Below are 17,317 nucleotides of genomic sequence, written 5' to 3' on the forward strand. Positions count from 1 at the left end.
TGAAAATCGCTAAAACCCCACACCCCACACCCCACACCCCACACCCCACACCCTGTCCCCACGAAAAACTTTTTGCCGCAAACCCTAACTAAAAACCGAGTGCCGAACACGAAAAAATGACTTTTGCCTCCGTTATTCGCAACATTGAAAAATCGCCATTAACTGCCGAACTTATCCAAAAACTGGAGAAAAATGGCAATTTAACCCTAACGGGCCTTGCCCGCTTACCGAAAGGATTAATAAGCACAGCTTTCGCCCGTTGTCAAGGAAAAAATCTTTTAATTATCTGTGCCAATCTGGAAGAAGCGGCACGTTGGGCGGCACAATTAGAAGCGATGACGTGGAAAGGTGTTTTCTTTTATCCCACCTCGGAAGCTTGCCCCTACGAGACATTTAATCGGGAATCCGAGATGATTTGGGGACAGATGCAGGTATTATCGACAATCATTCATCAAGAGGCTGGAATGGCGATCGTTACCACCGAAAAGGCCCTGCAGCCCCATTTACCCCCTAGAGAGGTTTTCGAGCAGTATAGCGATAATTTTGAGGTAGGAAGGGTGATAGAAGCCAAAAACCTCGATCTAACCCTAGCTAGATTAGGATATGAACGGGTTTCACTGGTAGAAACCGAAGGGCAATGGAGTCGTCGCGGCGATATCGTTGATATTTTCCCAGTTTCGGCAGAATTACCGGTCAGGTTAGAATTTTTCGGCGATGAATTGGAAAAATTGCGAGAATTTGACCCTGCCACCCAAAGATCGCTCGATTCTATCCCCAATCTGCTTCTTACTCCCACTAGCTTCGCGGCGATGATTGCCCCTTCTCTCCCCCCGACAGTGGCCGATTATCTGGAGGCCGAAGAGCGAGAAAAATTGGCTAATGGCATTTATCCAGAGGGAATTGAGCGATTTTTAGGCTTGGCCTTCCGTCAACCTGCCTCTTTATTGGATTATCTCCCTGACAATACTCTTATTGCCTTTGATGAACTGGAAAGCTGTCAAGCTAGAAGCGATCGCTGGATAGAATATATTGGGGAACGCTGGCAAGAGATAGAACCAGCTTTACCGAAAATTCACCGTTCTTTTGGCGAATCTCTGCAAATATCGCCTAAATTTCCCCATCTCTACCTCTCGGAAATAGACGATCACCTGTCCGAAAATAGCCTTAATCTCTCCAGTCGTCCGATTCCCACCAATCCGGGACAATTCGCCAAACTAGCGGAAATTTTACGGGGAAAAAGAGAGATTTATAGCGGTATTAAACTAAATAAGTACGCTACATGGTTAATATCTGCCCAACCCTCCCGCACAGTCTCGTTATTACAGGAACACGACTGTCCGTCCCAATTTATCCCCAATCCCCTCGATTTTGGGGCGATCGATCGCTTAATCATTCAAAACACCGCTACAGCCCTAAAATACTCAGGATTAGCTGAATTAGAAGGTTTTATCCTACCCACCTATCGCATAGTCGTCGTTACTGATCGAGAGTTCTTCGGGCAACATCTTTTAAATACTGCCGGTTACGTCCGCAAACGTCGGCAAGCAGCCTCGGTACAGGTGGACGTGAACAAACTCCGTCCCCTCGACTTTGTAGTACATAAACACCATGGCATCGGACAGTTTATCAAACTAGAAAAGCAAGAAAGCACAATTAGCGGAATAGTGCAAGGTCGAGATTATCTAGTTATTAAATATGCCGATGGATTATTGCGGGTTCCTGCCGATTCTGTTGATAATCTCTCCCGTTATCGTCATACAGGTAATCAAGAGCCAGAATTACATAAAATCTCTGGCAAAGCGTGGGAAGCGACGAAAGCTCGCGTCAGGAAGTCAGTTAAGAAGTTAGCGGTTGATTTAATCAATATTTACGCCCAACGGTCCCAAAAATCGGGTTTTGCCTATCCGATGGATAATCCCTGGCAGCGGGAGTTAGAGGATTCCTTTCCCTACCAACCCACTGCTGATCAACTGAAAGCGATACAGGATGTGAAACGGGATTTAGAAAGCGATCGCCCGATGGATCGCTTAGTCTGTGGGGATGTGGGTTTTGGTAAGACAGAAGTGGCCATTCGTGCTATTTTTAAAGCTGTCACCACGGGTCATAAACAGGTGGCTTTATTAGCACCAACAACGATTTTAACCCAACAACATTATCACACCCTAAAAGAACGTTTTGCCCCCTATCCCATCAACGTGGGTTTATTAAATCGTTTTCGCACCAATTCCGAGAAAAAAGATATCGTCCAGCGCTTGAAAACGGGGGAATTGGATATAGTGGTGGGGACGCAGTTGTTATTGAGTAAAGCGGTGGAGTTTAAAGATTTAGGATTATTGGTAATTGATGAAGAACAGCGTTTTGGGGTCAACCAAAAGGAAAAAATTAAGGCTTTTAAAAGTAATATTGATGTGTTAACCTTGAGTGCGACACCGATTCCCCGGACTCTTTATATGTCCCTTTCTGGGGTGCGAGAAATGAGTTTAATTACCACACCTCCCCCCTCTCGTCGTCCCATTCAAACCCACCTTTCTAGTTATAATTCTGATGTGATTAGAACGGCAATTCGCAATGAATTGGATCGGGGGGGACAGATTTTTTATGTAGTACCCAGAATCGAGGGAATTGAAGAAAAAGCGGCAGCAATTCAAGGGATGATTCCTGGTGCTAGAATTGCCATCGGCCACGGTCGTATGGATGAGTCCGAATTAGAGACCACCATGTTAGCATTTAATAATGGGGAAGCGGATATCTTAGTCTGTACGACTATTGTGGAGTCGGGGTTAGATATTCCCAGAGTTAACACAATTATCATTGAAGATGCCCAAAAATTCGGTTTAGCGCAACTCTATCAACTGCGGGGACGGGTGGGGCGATCGGGAGTACAAGCGCACGCTTGGTTACTTTATCCGGCCAAGGCAGAACTAACAGAAACCGCTCGGGAAAGATTAAAGGCAATTCAAGAATTTACCCAGTTAGGATCGGGGTATCAATTAGCGACTAGGGATCTGGAAATTCGCGGTGCGGGTAACTTATTAGGTGCGGAACAATCGGGACAAATGGAAGCGATTGGTTTTGATCTATATATGGAAATGTTACAGGAAGCTTTGCGAGAAATTCAAGGTCAAGAAATTCCCCAAGTGGAGGATACCCAAATCGATCTGAAATTAACTGCATTTATTCCTAACGATTATATATCCGATCTGGAGCAGAAAATGGATGTCTATCGGGCGATCGCTACTGCCAATTCTCAGAAAGCTTTAGGACAAATTGCCGCGGATTTAGTGGATAGATACGGGGCAATTCCTGCACCGGTGGCACAATTATTTAAGGTAATCGAGTTAAAACATCTGGCTAAATCCCTCGGTTTTTCGCGAATTAAACCCGACGGAAAACAGCATATTATCCTAGAAACTCCTATGGAGGAACCAGCGTGGAAATTATTACAAGAACACCTACCCCAACATATACAATCACGCTTTGTTTATAGTCCCAAACAGGTGACGGTTAGGGGTTTAGGAACGGTAAAACCACCACAGCAGTTAGATAGTTTATTGGAGTGGTTAGCTAAGTGTAAAGATGGTTTACCGACGAGGAATTAGACTAAATCCTGTTTAAAAAGTATAGGAGACTGGGAATTATGAATTATCAATTATCAATTATGAAGTGGGGAGCAGGGGAGAAGATAATCACTAAAAGTAATCTCCTGTCTCAACCGGGAAATTACTTTTGCAAGACTACCTAAGTAGCTGGTTATAATTAAGTTAAAAATGGATTTTGCCTTTAATCCCCCCTTGATAAGGTAGGGTTGATTCATGAATCAACCCTACCCTTGATAACGGGGATATCTGATAATTTTTAACGCCTACCTACTCATAAGGTGCTTTGGGTACGGAGAGAGAGGGATTCGAACCCTCGTTAAAGTTACCCCTAAACAGCATTTCCAGTGCTGCGCCTTCAACCGCTCGGCCATCTCTCCAATTGAGGTCACGATCATCAATCCTACAGTAAATGCTGCCGATCTGTCAAATTATTTTTCTTTTTCCGACGATGACCGATCAGGTTATACTTCATCTGGACGGGAAACCCTGTCAGTTAATGGACCTGCGCTTTGATAATGTACCTTTTGGGCGAACGCAGTTCGCCCCTACATTGTGGACAAAATCCGTTACTGTAGGGGCGCAAAGCTTGCGCCCTCCGATCGATTGGGATATTTTTTGCCAACTAAACTCATCGGCCCGTTTTTTGCCTAGATGACTTAATTTTGAGTGTAATTGTCGATCTTGAGCGATAATTTTTAGGGCATCGGCTAGGGACTCGACTCGATAGGGATCGATTAAAATTGCCGCTGTTGCCGTGACTTCGGGCAAAGATGACAAATTTGAGGTAATAACGGGTGTACCGCAGGCCATAGCCTCTAAAACGGGCAATCCGAAGCCTTCCCAGAGACTGGGGAAGACTAAAGCAGTGGCTTGACTGATCACCTTGGGCAGCTCATCGTAGGGGATATAATCGAGAAATTTAATGCGATCGCTGACTGCCAATTCTCGCGCTTGTTGTTGTAAATTGGGGGTATAACGGCGATCAAAGCTGCCGGCAATCCAAAGATGATAATCTGTTAAATCTGGGGGCAGTTGGGCAAAAGCGGCGATTAAACGCGGTAAATTTTTATAGGGATTGGGACGACCGAGATAGAGAAAATAGGGATGCTCTGGCTTATTATCTTCCATAGGACGAAAGTGATGATGATCATAGGCTAGGGGAATAGAAGTAATTTTATCGGCGGGAATTTGATAATATTCAGTGATATCTTTGGCCGTTGCCTGAGAGTTACAGATGATATGTTTTGCCTGTTGTAATACCTGCGGCACATAATAACGGAAATAGTGAGTTAAGGGGGAAGTAAAACTGGGAAACCGCAGGGGAATTAAATCGTGGACCATGACGACAAAGCGACAATGAGAATTTATCGGTGCTTCTGGGAGGGGAGAAAAGAGTAAATTGGCGTTTAATTGTCGGTAAATTGACGGTAACTGCCACTGAGTCCAGAGTAAGCGTTTTAAATGACCTTTCGCTCCTCGATCGGGGCCGAGACCCTTGGGGATAGAATAACAGTTAAAGTCGGGATAACTATTAGCTGTTAGTAGGGTTGGTTCTAAATTTTTCAGGTAGGGTAAGAGGTTAAGAATGTAGGTACTGATTCCCGTGGGTTGGGGAAAAAGTACCGAGAGATTAATTAATAACTTATGCTGTGTATTCACTAATTAGGGTCTGCTGAAAAAGTTTTTCGTGGGGACAGGGTGTGGGGTGTGGGGTGTGGGGTGTGGGGTGTGGGGTTTTAGCGATTTTCATCTGGTCAATTACCTAATTTTCAGGGAAAAAGTCCCAGAATTGTACCCCCGATCACTCCAATGGTTGGCACTTTTTGAGGTAAAAAAAGTCTAAAAGTCTTACCCAATAAGGTTTTTAGATTTATTCAGCAAACCCTAATTACCCTGTTGATATTTGCTGAGAATTTCTGAGATATATTGGTAGCCTTCCACCCCAAGAGATTTAATCAGGGAGGAACGTTCCAGACTGAAAGTCTGCTCAAAAGCTGCGATATTTTTGCCACGAATAACCGTTAATAGACTAGCAGCTTGTCGCCATTCTACTGCACCGATTTCGTGTAGCCAATACATTCCTAGAGAACCCATATAAATTGCCTGTTCAAAATTCTTGTCTTGATAGTAAGCTTCGCCTAAATAAGTTAGTAATAAACCTTGCAGATATACATCCCCGTAGTATTTGGCCGATTCCAATCCTTGTAGGAGAATATTAATCGCATCTTGGGTTCTTTCGAGGACAAGATATGCTAAACCTAAACTGCTACAACAAAGGGATTTACTCTGCCAATCTTGGAGACTTTCTGCTAACTTTAATCCCTGTTTTAAATACTCGATCGAACTTTGATAAATTTCGGGATCGTATCTCTCTAACTGTTGTGCTTCCTGTACCTGACTATAACCCAAATTAGCTAAAGCGTTAGCCTGTCCTAAACTATTACCCTGTTGACGACTTAAAATTAAAGCTCTCTGACTTAAATTAATCGCTTCTGTATAGTTTTTTTGGATAGCATTGAGACGCGATAAATGGTTTAAATTAGCTATTTCACAAGCAGAGTCCTGCTGTTGACGAGCAATTTCTAAAGCTTGTTGATGACATTCTCTGGCCTGTGGATAGTCGCCGCGAATGCGATTAGAATAGGCAATTAAAGTTAAAATTCTCGCCTTTTCTCCCGTACCTTCCACATAACGCAGAGGAATTGATAAATAATCTAAGGCCTCCTTGAGATAACTGCCAGAAAAGGAGGCAAAAATTCCTCCGTATAAAGGAAAATAATCCCGTTGAGCAAAGGTTCTCAGAATTTGTAAAGCCATCTGAAAACAGCCGCGACTATAGAGAGAATTTTTACTAACTTGCTCGAAACTATTGGTTAACAGTGACCAAATTAAAGCAAAGGTGAGAAAGGTAGAAATGGATAATTTGGCTCCTAATTTTTCGCTATAGATACGCTGATCAAAAAAGTTAATTAGTCCTCTCTGGATATATTGAAAAACAATAGCAGTTTCTACCCAATCGGCTAAAGTTAAATCCTGAGTGATAGAATCAAAAGCTTGTTGATTAGCTAAACTTTCTAATACTCGTTTTAACCAGGAGGGATTAACTTTACTTGCCCAAATTTGCCAGGGAGTCACTCGCTCATTATCATTAGTAAAACCAAGATTGCGATTTTGTTCGTACAGCCAACTGGTGAGATCATTCGATAAATTTGACCAAGTATTTAACCCCAGATTAATTCCCGTGGCAATTTGCCATAAATCTGCTTCTCCCCGCTGCTGAGCAACTGTCTGTAAATGCTTGGCTAACTGTTGTAATTGTTCTAGGGTTAAAGCATTATTTTGATTGGGATCAATTAAATTAACTAAAGTCAGTAAACGATCCTCTCGATCGATTTTTACCAGATTATCGATCGCTGCTGCAGTGAGAGAATTTTGCTGATTGGTTTTTTGGTATTTTTCCCATTCACTTTCGATCGTTTCCAAGGCCCGTAAAACCCTAGTCGCTTTAATTTTTGTTTCTAACTGTGAGCGAGTAACGATCATTTTTTCGGTTAAACAACGCTCAAAAATTTCTCCTGTGCCATTTTTTACTCCCTCGGCTAAAAGGTTATAAACCTGTGATTTAGCCCTAATTTTTCCTTCTAAAGTTAGATTGACAATGCGCTCAATTAGTGCTTTATAAGTTTCGTTGAAGTTATCTCTATTTTCTGTCATAAGTGGTTGGGAATTATGAATTATGAATTATGAATTATGAACTGGGGTGATGGGGTGATGGGGGTGGGGAGAATAAATAAAAATAATCTCCTGACGACCGGCTACTGACTCCTGACTCGGTTGAATTATGAACTGGGGTGATGGGGTGATGGGGGTGGGGAGAATAAATAAAAATAATCTCCTGACGACCGGCTACTGACTCCTAACTGCTGTTAACCAAAGTAATTACCGTCACTTCGGGGGGACAAAAAAGACGACCGGGAAAATAGGTTCCTAAGCCGCGATTAACATATAATTGATTTTCCCCGACTCGATGAAATCCCTCGGACCATTGCCAGTATCGGACTACTCTGCTGAACTGCCGGTGAAAGGGAACCCATTGATCATAGGGTTCAGGCAGCGAGCGCCTAAGTTTCTCTAAAACTATCGGTAGGGAACCCATACCGGGGATAGTCACTTGGCCTCCGTGGGTATGGCCGGATAACTGCAAATCCACGCGCCAATCCTTTAAAATCATAGCTGTATCGGGATTGTGGGAAAGGACGATTCTGGGTATATCGGGGGAAATTTGCTCGAGGATTTGCGGTAAAAATTCCCCAGACCAATAATCGGCCAATCCGACGATGGGAAAATTTTCGCCGTAGGGTGTGGCGATTTCATTCCAGAGTACCCGAATTCCCACGCTAGTTAGGGCTAATCTGACCGTTTCCCTTGCGTTGGGAAGATAACTGTCATGATTTCCTAAACAAGCATAAATACCCCCTTGACTTTTGAGAGCTTTTATGCTATCAACTAGGGCAAAAATTGGACTGGGACTATAGGTAATAAAATCCCCCGTCAGGAAGATGAGATCGGGTTTTTCCTGATTAGTAATGGCGATCGCTTCTTCTAGGACAGCTTCAGGCAAATGCTGTGCATCGCAGTGCAGATCTGACCACTGCACCAACTTGATCCCTTGCAGATGTGCCGGTAGGCCAGCAATTGCGATCGTTAATCTTTCTACCTGTAAGGATTCTAACCAAAAGGGTCGCATCGGTGAGCCGTTGTCGGTGAGTATGTCAAAAGTCTATCAATTCCCGATGGGGTTGTTGGGGGATGCTTCCACAAACATCCCTCTTTTGACCATTAGCCTTGAAATTTATCGATAATTCTCTCCATAGCGGCCTCGACGTTGGCACGACTATTAAAAGCCGATAGCCGGAAATAACCCTCTCCGGCGGCCCCAAAGCCAGATCCGGGGGTCCCCACCACATTACAGGTATGTAGCAGTTTATCGAAGAAATCCCAACTCGACAGACCCTGGGGCGTTTTTACCCAAACGTAGGGCGCATTTACGCCGCCATGCACTTCTAAACCGGCAGCGGTTAATTTTTCTCGGATAATTGTTGCATTTTGTAAATAAAACTTGACAAGTTCTTCTACTTGTGCCTGTCCTTCTGGGGAATAAACCGCCTCGGCCCCCCGTTGGACAATGTAGGAAACGCCGTTAAATTTGGTCGATTGCCGACGATTCCACAGTTTCCAGAGTTGCACATCCGTCCCGTCGGCCGCTTTGGCCATGAGACTTTGGGGAACCACGGTTAAAGCGCAACGGGTCCCGGTAAAACCGGCATTTTTAGAAAAAGAGCGAAATTCGATCGCACATTGCCGCGCCCCCTCGATTTCATAGATGGAATGGGGTAAACTGGCATCGGTGATAAAGGCCTCATAGGCCGCATCAAAAAAGATAATCGATCCGTTGGCCCTAGCATAATTGACCCAAGCTGTCAAATGTTCTTTGGTAGCCGTGGCCCCGGTGGGATTGTTGGGAAAACAGAGATAGATTAAATCGACTTTTTCCGCCGGAATCTGGGCAGTAAAGTTATTTTCGGCGGTAATTGGCAGATAAATCAGACCCTCGTATTCGCCGCGTTCGTTGACCTCTCCCGTGTGTCCGGCCATAACGTTAGTATCAACGTAAACGGGATATACTGGGTCGGTCACGGCGATCGAGTTATTATCCCCAAAAATATCGAGAATATTGCCCGTATCGCACTTAGAACCGTCGGAAATAAAGATTTCATCGGCACTTATCTCACAACCGCGAGCCTGAAAATCATTGACAGCGATTTTCTCCCTTAACCAAGCATAACCCTGTTCTGGCCCGTAACCCTTAAAGCTAGAGCGATCGCCCATTTCCTGCACCGCTTTGATCATGGCCTCGCGACAAGCTAGGGGCAAAGGTTCGGTGACATCCCCAATCCCCAGACGGATAATATTAGCATCGGGATTGGCTGCCGCAAAAGCTTGGACTCGTCGGGCAATTTCCGGGAAAAGATAACCCGCTTTTAGTTTTAAGTAATTACTGTTAATGGTTGCCATAATTATTCTCGTTTCAGTCGCAACCTTTAATTTTATAACAGTCAGTCGTCGGCCGTCAGTTTCGATCGCCCTCCTTCACGGACTAGGATTGGGTGTGGCCTGTTGTCTTTCGATATACAATCAGAGAAAAACGTCTTAATAACTGACATTAGTATGGGTGAATCAAAACGTCGTCAATCGGCCCTGGGTGATAAGTATGGACAGGAAGAAAATATCCTGCCTTGGCTACCGATTACCAAAAGTCAAGCATCCCAAGCTTACAAGTTAACCACTAGGGGTGCCTGGATTGGTATAGGAGTTTTAGCCGGGGTTTGGCTAGTTATTCGTTTTGTCGGGCCGGCCTTCGGTTGGTGGAATGTCCAATGACCAGTTAAAGCTGCATCAGTTATCAGTTATCAGTTATCAGTAAAAAACTCCCCACCAGAAAATTAATTTTATTGGTTTGCCAAGATCTGGTCATCGATCGCCCAGTCTATTTCTTGCCGATCGCGACCGGAAGGGAGATAATCATTCTGGAAGGAGTCTGCTAAACCACTGACGAGATCATATTCGGGCTGCCAGTTTAACTCCCGGGTGGCCTTATTAATATCAGCGTAAAAATGTTGAACCCGCAGGGGGAAAGGTTTCTTTTTGCCGAAGTCAAATTTTTTGGGGTTATAGTTAACAATCTCGATTTCCTCGGCATTTTTCCCCATGGCTGCCGCGCAAGCTTTCGCTAAACCGTTAAAAGTTACATAGCGATCGCCTGAAATATTATACACTTGACCGATAGCCTGAGAATTACCCAATACTGCGGCCATGGCCTTAGCTAGATCGACAACGTGACCGAATTGGGTAAAATGTTCCCCATGACCAGGTATAGGAATAGGACGATTACGAACCAAACGGTCAAAAAACCAAGCTTCTAGGTCATTATAGTTGCCCGGTCCGTAGATATAAACCGGACGGATGGAAGTCCAGGGTAAACCCATCTCGCTTAAATAGTTTTCTGTCTCGTGTTTTCCCTTGTGGCGACTTTTGGGATCTAGTTTATCCCCTTCTTTATGGGGCATTTGGTCGGATTTTAAATAAACCCCCGCCGAGCTAACATAGACAAAATGCTGGATTCTGTCGCCAAAAATCTCGACGAGGGGCTGAGTATCACTTAATTCTCTGCCATTATTATCGAAAATTGCCTCAAAACTCTCATTTTTAAGCTTTTCTTTCAGTTGCGCTGGGTCAGTGCGATCGCCATGAATCTGTCGTACTCCGGCAACCGGAGCCGGTTTATTGCCACGATTGAATAATACCACCTCATGACCCTGTTCTACTAACACTTTAGTCAAAGAAACACCGATAAATCGGGTTCCACCCATAATTAAAATTTTCATAAGTCGCCATTGTCAATATCAAGGTTATATTATCCCTCGATCGGTGCAGTTTGTGGCTTGTTAGTTGTTGGGTTTTGGGGGTATCCCTTAACTATAATACTAAATCGGTTGAGGAGAGGCACTCTTGGGATAGGGAGAATAAGTAATCAGGTTTTAATAACCGGATTTAGTCTGAATTGGCGAAGTTTCGGTAAAATGAAGGTAATTAGTCAACAGAGAAGGTCAAAATTATGACTTTAGCAAAGGTAAAAAATCTTTATGATCAAGATTTTGCTTTGTGGATAGAGAAAACGGTTAAGCAATTAAAATCTGGGGATTTATCTCAGGTTGATTTAGAGAATTTGATCGAGGAGGTGGAATCTTTGGGAAGACGAGACAAAAGAGAACTAAAAAACCATTTAATTACATTATTTGAACAGGCTTTAAAACGGCGTTATCTTCCTTTGTCCGACTGTTATCGAGGTTGGGAAGTAACAATTAAACGCTGTCAATCCCAGTTAAAAGCTATCCTTAACGATTCCCCTAGTTTATGCAGTTTTTTAACCGATATTTGTGACAATTGTTATCAGGAAGCGGTGGAGAATATGCGAATTGAATATGATGCTAATTTTCCCGATATTTGTCCTTTTTCTAAGGATATTGATGGTTTATTAAATCATAAGTTTTGGCAGGATGAAAAATATACTAAACCCTAATCCTTCGGGGGAATTGCCATCACTTGATTATCGCCGAACACAAGCAATTTACCGCCCAATTTTTCGATATTTTCCTTAGCTAACTTGCGGGTTTCTTCGTTTTGGCTATTCAGCCAGACTAACATCCAGGCACCGACTCTAGGAGCGCGACTATCGGGATTAGTTTCTAAAAATTTTACTGTTCCCCTAGCGGATTTTTCGATAAATTTATTACCGGCAATTTTCGCCCAATCGGCAGCCATTTGATGCGATTTTTTCGCCGCAGGAATATCACCTAAAAATAATAGTTCATCCACTCCTTTATATAACCAAATAAAATAGGCATCGGTGACATCAGGAGTGAGTTTTGATAAACCTTTATTCATAATTTCAACAGTTCTTTCGGGTTTGCCGGCATTGACAGAAGAAGGGACGGACATCATCAAATAGGCGCGGACAAATTTCGGGTCATTTTTAGTGACAATTTCCATAAAATCGGGACTTAAACCGTAGCCAGTCTCCTTGCGAGCATCCCCATCGCCATAATATTGAATAAACTGTAACATTGACCAATTGGCTAACATATTATCAAAGCCAAAAGCTGGCATATTTTTTAATAACTGAACCTGAGCATTTTCTAGGCGAGATTCTTGACTATAATTTCTTTCTAATAATTTTTCTTTGGTCAAGGTTTTCACCTTTTCCTGTTGCATTTCCACAATGGCCATGATTAGTCCACCGATAACGGCGACTAAACCAAGAGTTTTAAGTAGGGATAGATTGAGCGATTTTTTTGCGCCTAGCATAGCTTTGAACGAAAGTCAATAACATTAACAAAAATAAAAGGTTTTTCGGTTATTTTAGAGACTGTTCGTAAATGAATATTAAGCGGGAAACTGATCACTTTGATCAACCTCCCTATTGTTCAGAAGTAAATCCCATTGAGAGAGTTTGTCCATATTTGAAAAACTTATTGGCATGGGGTAATTTTAACTCCCTTGATCACCCAAGAAGTAAACTTTACCCTCTCGGCATTACAGATGGCGACGCTGGAGGCGACGGTGGAACACCAAACGCAGTGCCATTGGTACAGCTGTTATTATTGTTGAAAAAAACATCATCTTGTAAAGGAGTTAGAGCCTCACAGATAACGGGAAATGCGCGCCCGTCTCCCAGCAGTCCGACTCCTCCTGCATAATTTTTAATATCATTATTAAATTGAGGCCGTGCCTGCGCTCTATAGGAGGATTGAGTAGCATTGGGAGTATTACTACCGCCAGCCATCACAGTGTGATCTCTAAAAGTATAGTATCTAGCGTTGTTAATGCCACTAATGGGTAATTGATTTGTCTCTACGCTGGCAAAAGTACCATTTTCGTAGCGATAAGCCACTTGGGCGCGATTGATTTGTCCCAGTATCGCCACTGCTTCTGCTTGCCTACCTTTGGCGACTTGTCCTAATAGATTCGGTAAACCGACGGCGGAGAGAATTCCTAATAAAATCACCACTACTAACAATTCTACTAAAGTAAAACCCCTCGCTTTTTTCCCTTGTGATTTAATTGCTAAAAAAAGAAGGTATTTCATGGTTAGGCCCTGGCAATATTGACTATATTTTTCTAGTTGGGCTTTGGAGATTTCAGCTATCAGCCTCTGAAAGCAATAGGCAAGGGACTCCAAGAAAGAATCTGGCAATTCCCTTACCTAAAAAGAAGGTGAGTACGTCAAGGCTTTCAGCTTCACAAATTAGGTTTGAGATTCAGCCCTTGTTATCAGAGGTGAGTTTTTAGTTCACTGTTTACTGATAAAATCCCATCCCCAAAATAACCAAGAGCGCAGATTTTCCAAGAGAATATTTCCCTGTCACCTTCCGCTAACTATCAATTCTTGGTTGTTATGCCAGAAAGCCTTTAAGCAATCTGGGAAGAATATCTATTGGACTTGTGTGCTGCCGGCTGGACAAGCCGCACTACCATTAGTTGTAGTCGCAGAGACAAGAGTTGCAGTCGGGCTAACTGTTTCACAAATAACTGAACTGAAAACACCAGCAGTAGTTTGACCGACTCCACCAGAGTAGTCGCGAATATCGTTGTTGTAGGTGCTGATAGCGGAAGCATCAGTTACAGCCCCGGTGGCATTGGCGTTGGTAGGTCCAGTGAATGTGTAGTATGTGCCTGTTACAGATATGGGAAGACTTCCAAGCTGCGCAAAAGTACCAGTTTCCACGCGGTTAACTTGCTGGGCGCGGTTAATAGCACCGAGGTTGGTGCGAGCTTCAGCTTGTCTGCCTTTGGCCACCTGACCGAGGAGGTTGGGGAGAGCGATGGCGGCCAGTACACCGATGATGATAACGACCACTAGGAGTTCGATGAGGGTGAAACCTTTGTTACCGTTCTTTTTGTTGAGAGCTTGGATAAGTTTGAATTTGAAAGCAGAGTTCATGGCTGTATTCCTGGTGGATGTTTTTCTGTCTATAAACAACTTACCCACCTGTTTCAGAAAACCTATCACCCTTGCAAAAAATTTTTTTGGGGGAGGTGGGGTGATGGGGTGATAAGGGCATCCAAGAAAGAATCTGGCAATTCCCTTACCTAAAAACAAGGTCAGTACGTCAAGGCTTTGGCTCTTCGGGACTTGGTATGGTTCGATGTGGGGGCATAAATCGACTCAATCCTTATCTGGCAAGAGATTTAATTGATTAGTTCGCTCCAGATCGCCAACAATTGACAAAAATTGCGGCAATGTCTGTCTCTATAAAGGTTTCATTCCTTATAACCTCGTCCATTGCATAAGACAAACCGAAGAACCAAAAATACTCCGAAATCCTCGTGAACTTTATTTTAAGTCACCATGCCGAAGAAAAAATTATTCAACGCCAAATCTCTTTAAAAATATTGCAGGACATCCTCAATAATCCTGAGCAAATTTTAGAAGAAGATGGACTCAAAGTTTATCAAGGTACGTTTGTCGCCATTAACAATAAAACTTATCTTCTGAGAATTTACATTAATGACTTAGTTGAGCCTCAAAAAATTGTTACACTATATGTTACCAGTAAACTTAGAAAATATAGGCAGCTATCAAATGAAAGCTAAATATGATGCTGAAGTTGACGTTTTAACAATTACCTGGCATGACACACCCGTAGAAGAAAGTGAGGCAATCAGTCCGGGGGTTATTCTTGACTATGATCAAGCAGGTAATGTAATCGGGATTGAAATTCTTAATGCTTCTCGAAAAATCGAGAATTTTTCTCCGAATGTGCAGGTAGCTATTTCTTCTCGATAAAGGTGATCGCTGATCTTGTAAGTTGGGTTGAGGTGACGAAACCCAACATTGCCCTTATTTCTTACCTGAATTTTTTGGGTTTTACTTCTACATTTTATTCCATACCAATATCACTATCAAAGATCAGCTTTTCTGAAGCTCCCCACATCTGATCATAAATTCCTTCTTCAACATAACGGTGAAAACTGGAATATTGCCAATCTTTCGGAGCGTTTACTAATCCATGATGCACGGTATTCGAGATGATTAACAAAATCTCAATAAAAAACCCTTGACAAATCCCCGCACTTGACAGATACTTATATATATAATGGGAATCCGTGCCTGCCTGCGAACCCTCTTTTTTTAGGTTAGATAAGCGTCAAAAAAATAAAAACCTAATACCTGACCAGCACTAAACAGGATAGGGTATGACAACTAAAGACTTATACGAACAAGACTATCCTGCTTGGTTAGAAGAAACGGCCAAACAACTTCGACAAAAACAGACAGATGTATTAGATTGGGAACATCTCGGAGAAGAAATCGAAGCATTGGGGAACGAACAGAGACATAAAGTAGATAGTTATCTCCTACAATTGCTCATTCATCTGCTCCTCTACCAATACTGGCTGGAGGAACGAGAAAGATGTGCGCGGGAATGGCAGGACGAAATCGGTAACTTTCGGGTGGAATTAGAACTTTTATTGGAGTCGAAAACCCTTGATAACTATTTTTTAACCAGAATCGCCGTTATTTACCCCAAGGCAGTGAAGCGAGTCCGACAAAAAAGCCAATTACCGGCCGCTATCTTTGCCGAAAGCTGCCCCTATAGTCCCGAACAAATCCTCGATTCCGATTTTCTCCCCTGAAATTCTGGCAGATTTTTTCAAAAAAACCCTTGACAAATCCCCGCCCTTGACAGATACTTATATATAGAATGGGAATCCGTGCCTGCCTGCGAACCCTCTTTTTTCAGGTTAGATAAGCGTCAAAAAAATAAAAACCTAATACCTGACCAATACCAAAGACTTATAAGAACAAGACTATCTTGCTTGGTTAGAAGAAACGGCCCAACAACTGCGACAAAGACGGACAGATGTATTAGATTGGGGAACGAACAGAGACATAAAGTAGATAGTTATCCCCTACAATTGCTCATTCATCTGCTTCTCTACCAATACCGGCCAATGTCTTTCCTACTGGCCAAATTCTGGCAGATTTTTTCAAAAAAACCCTTGACAAATCCCAGCACTTGACAGATACTTATATGTAGAATGGGAATCCGTGCCTGCCTGCGAACCCTCTTTTTTCAGGTTAGATAAGCGTCAAAAAAATAAAAACCTGATAACCGATCCCTAACTACCTATAAGCTTTTCACCCAATCACTAATCAACTGGTTAACCTCTGTGGGAATTTCATCGTGGGGACAATGACCGGCAGTTAGATAATATTCTGTGAGAGAAGGATAGTATTGACGGAATTTGGACCCGCGTTCCCTAGTATTCATCCAAGGGTCCCCCTCACCCCATAACATCAACAGGGGACAACTTAACTTTTGCAGGAGAATATCCACATTTTCCCCCCGGGGAGATTTAAACACAGAAGCAAAAACTTTGGCTGCTCCCGCATCCAGGGAAGGACGACGGATATCTTCTATTAACTGCTCAGTAATGGCACTGCGATCGAGATATACTTTCTCTAGGGTTTTGCGGATAGTTTTGGGTTGACGGGTATAGAGAAATAAGAGATAACTGGCCCAGGGTTGCAGCAGCATCGATCGCAGTAATTTTTGTGCTAAATTAGGCTGACGATTGCTTTCTGTATCGCTAAAGGGACCGGCGCTATTGAGGAGAATTAATCCCCGAACATTCTCGCAATGATTAGCAGCTACACAGAGAGAAGCGTAACCCCCCAGAGAATTACCCGCTAAAACCGTCGGTTGGCCCACAACTTCCTTGATAAAATCGTTTAATTGTTGCTGCCAAAGATTGCCACTATAGACAAGATCCGGTTTAGCTGATCTACCGAATCCTAGCAGATCGATCGCCCATACTTCCCATTCTGAGGCTAAACCTGACACATTTTTTCGCCAATGGTCAGTGGAAGCGCCAAAACCGTGGACTAATAGTAAAGGGGGTTTTCCCGTGACTCTAGTACCCGCTTGCACATAGTGTATCGAATTTCCTTGCCATTGCCAATTTTGCCTTATCGTCAGAGCAGCTGTATTCATCGGCTGTTTTGTTAAGTAATGTGAATAATTCTTAGTCTAACCGATTGGGAAACTGGAGACAAAGCTAGAGATTTTTGGCCAAACCCCTTGACTGAAAAG

General features: G+C 43.1%; 14 protein-coding genes, 1 tRNA gene and 3 pseudogenes. 8 read left to right on the plus strand and 10 right to left on the minus strand.

Annotated features, from left to right (window positions below; all coding sequences use genetic code 11):
- Window positions 1-116: 116 nt before the first annotated feature.
- The gene (mfd, locus tag LW728_RS13070; RefSeq protein WP_287766915.1) at window positions 117-3,599 is read left to right on the plus strand and encodes a transcription-repair coupling factor; all 3,483 of its coding nucleotides are present in this window, start codon (window positions 117-119) and stop codon (window positions 3,597-3,599) included.
- A 290-nt stretch (window positions 3,600-3,889) separates the two neighbouring features.
- Here mfd and LW728_RS13075 read toward each other — a convergent pair.
- The 5 genes and pseudogenes from LW728_RS13075 to LW728_RS13095 form a co-directional block, all read right to left on the minus strand.
- Window positions 3,890-3,976, minus strand: a tRNA-Ser gene (locus LW728_RS13075).
- A gap of 235 nt (window positions 3,977-4,211) precedes the next feature.
- Window positions 4,212-5,258, minus strand: a pseudogene (locus LW728_RS13080) (glycosyltransferase family 4 protein); the annotation flags it as partial.
- 225 nt (window positions 5,259-5,483) lie between these two features.
- The gene (locus LW728_RS13085; RefSeq protein ID WP_287766916.1) at window positions 5,484-7,313 is read right to left on the minus strand and encodes a tetratricopeptide repeat protein; all 1,830 of its coding nucleotides are present in this window, start codon (window positions 7,311-7,313) and stop codon (window positions 5,484-5,486) included.
- Between the two features lie 202 nt (window positions 7,314-7,515).
- Window positions 7,516-8,346: a metallophosphoesterase gene (locus LW728_RS13090; protein WP_287670403.1), complete on the minus strand. Its 831-nt coding sequence runs from the start codon at window positions 8,344-8,346 to the stop codon at window positions 7,516-7,518.
- 92 nt (window positions 8,347-8,438) lie between these two features.
- Complete coding sequence (locus LW728_RS13095; protein WP_002801597.1) at window positions 8,439-9,674, minus strand: LL-diaminopimelate aminotransferase; 1,236 nt, start codon at window positions 9,672-9,674, stop codon at window positions 8,439-8,441.
- Between the two features lie 153 nt (window positions 9,675-9,827).
- Here LW728_RS13095 and LW728_RS13100 point away from each other — a divergent pair, with 153 nt between their 5' ends.
- Window positions 9,828-10,040 (plus strand): DUF2839 domain-containing protein, encoded by a 213-nt coding sequence (locus LW728_RS13100; RefSeq protein WP_046661580.1) that lies wholly within the window; start codon window positions 9,828-9,830, stop codon window positions 10,038-10,040.
- Between the two features lie 68 nt (window positions 10,041-10,108).
- Here the strand turns inward: LW728_RS13100 and LW728_RS13105 are convergent, their stop codons facing one another.
- Window positions 10,109-11,044 (minus strand): NAD-dependent epimerase/dehydratase family protein, encoded by a 936-nt coding sequence (locus LW728_RS13105; RefSeq protein ID WP_002801594.1) that lies wholly within the window; start codon window positions 11,042-11,044, stop codon window positions 10,109-10,111.
- A 230-nt stretch (window positions 11,045-11,274) separates the two neighbouring features.
- On the opposite strand from LW728_RS13105, the gene LW728_RS13110 reads away from it, so the two are divergent.
- On the plus strand, window positions 11,275-11,739 hold the full coding sequence (locus LW728_RS13110) for a DUF29 domain-containing protein (protein WP_002801591.1): 465 nt from the start codon (window positions 11,275-11,277) through the stop codon (window positions 11,737-11,739).
- Here the strand turns inward: LW728_RS13110 and LW728_RS13115 are convergent.
- Entirely contained in the window at window positions 11,736-12,524 is a 789-nt protein-coding gene (locus LW728_RS13115) for a hypothetical protein (protein ID WP_287766917.1), read from the minus strand. The two genes, LW728_RS13110 and LW728_RS13115, sit on opposite strands and share 4 nt — an antisense overlap.
- 98 nt (window positions 12,525-12,622) lie before the next feature.
- Between LW728_RS13115 and LW728_RS13120 the strand changes: the two are divergent.
- Window positions 12,623-12,748: pseudogene (locus tag LW728_RS13120) on the plus strand (IS630-like element ISMae27 family transposase); the annotation flags it as partial.
- Here LW728_RS13120 and LW728_RS13125 read toward each other — a convergent pair.
- Both LW728_RS13125 and LW728_RS13130 read right to left on the minus strand, forming a co-directional pair.
- Window positions 12,739-13,305 (minus strand): type IV pilin-like G/H family protein, encoded by a 567-nt coding sequence (locus LW728_RS13125; protein WP_287766918.1) that lies wholly within the window; start codon window positions 13,303-13,305, stop codon window positions 12,739-12,741. The pseudogene LW728_RS13120 and the gene LW728_RS13125 overlap by 10 nt on opposite strands.
- A gap of 345 nt (window positions 13,306-13,650) precedes the next feature.
- A complete protein-coding gene (locus LW728_RS13130) occupies window positions 13,651-14,160 on the minus strand; it encodes a type IV pilin-like G/H family protein (protein ID WP_287766919.1) in 510 nt (169 codons plus the stop codon).
- A gap of 386 nt (window positions 14,161-14,546) precedes the next feature.
- On the opposite strand from LW728_RS13130, the gene LW728_RS13135 reads away from it, so the two are divergent.
- The 4 genes and pseudogenes from LW728_RS13135 to LW728_RS23235 all read left to right on the plus strand — a co-directional run.
- Window positions 14,547-14,813, plus strand: a complete 267-nt coding sequence (locus tag LW728_RS13135; RefSeq protein ID WP_002798441.1) for a hypothetical protein — start codon at window positions 14,547-14,549, stop codon at window positions 14,811-14,813.
- Window positions 14,764-15,006: a DUF2283 domain-containing protein gene (locus tag LW728_RS13140; protein WP_002775710.1), complete on the plus strand. Its 243-nt coding sequence runs from the start codon at window positions 14,764-14,766 to the stop codon at window positions 15,004-15,006. Before LW728_RS13135 ends, LW728_RS13140 begins: the two co-directional genes overlap by 50 nt.
- A gap of 410 nt (window positions 15,007-15,416) precedes the next feature.
- Window positions 15,417-15,857, plus strand: a complete 441-nt coding sequence (locus tag LW728_RS13145; RefSeq protein ID WP_287668926.1) for a DUF29 domain-containing protein — start codon at window positions 15,417-15,419, stop codon at window positions 15,855-15,857.
- A 166-nt stretch (window positions 15,858-16,023) separates the two neighbouring features.
- Window positions 16,024-16,175, plus strand: a pseudogene (locus LW728_RS23235) (DUF29 family protein); the annotation flags it as partial.
- A gap of 176 nt (window positions 16,176-16,351) precedes the next feature.
- Here the strand turns inward: LW728_RS23235 and LW728_RS13155 are convergent.
- Window positions 16,352-17,218 (minus strand): alpha/beta fold hydrolase, encoded by an 867-nt coding sequence (locus LW728_RS13155; protein WP_287766921.1) that lies wholly within the window; start codon window positions 17,216-17,218, stop codon window positions 16,352-16,354.
- Window positions 17,219-17,317: the final 99 nt, after the last annotated feature.

Source organism: Microcystis sp. 49638_E5, from assembly GCF_021300285.1.
Taxonomy (GTDB): domain Bacteria; phylum Cyanobacteriota; class Cyanobacteriia; order Cyanobacteriales; family Microcystaceae; genus Microcystis; species Microcystis aeruginosa_C.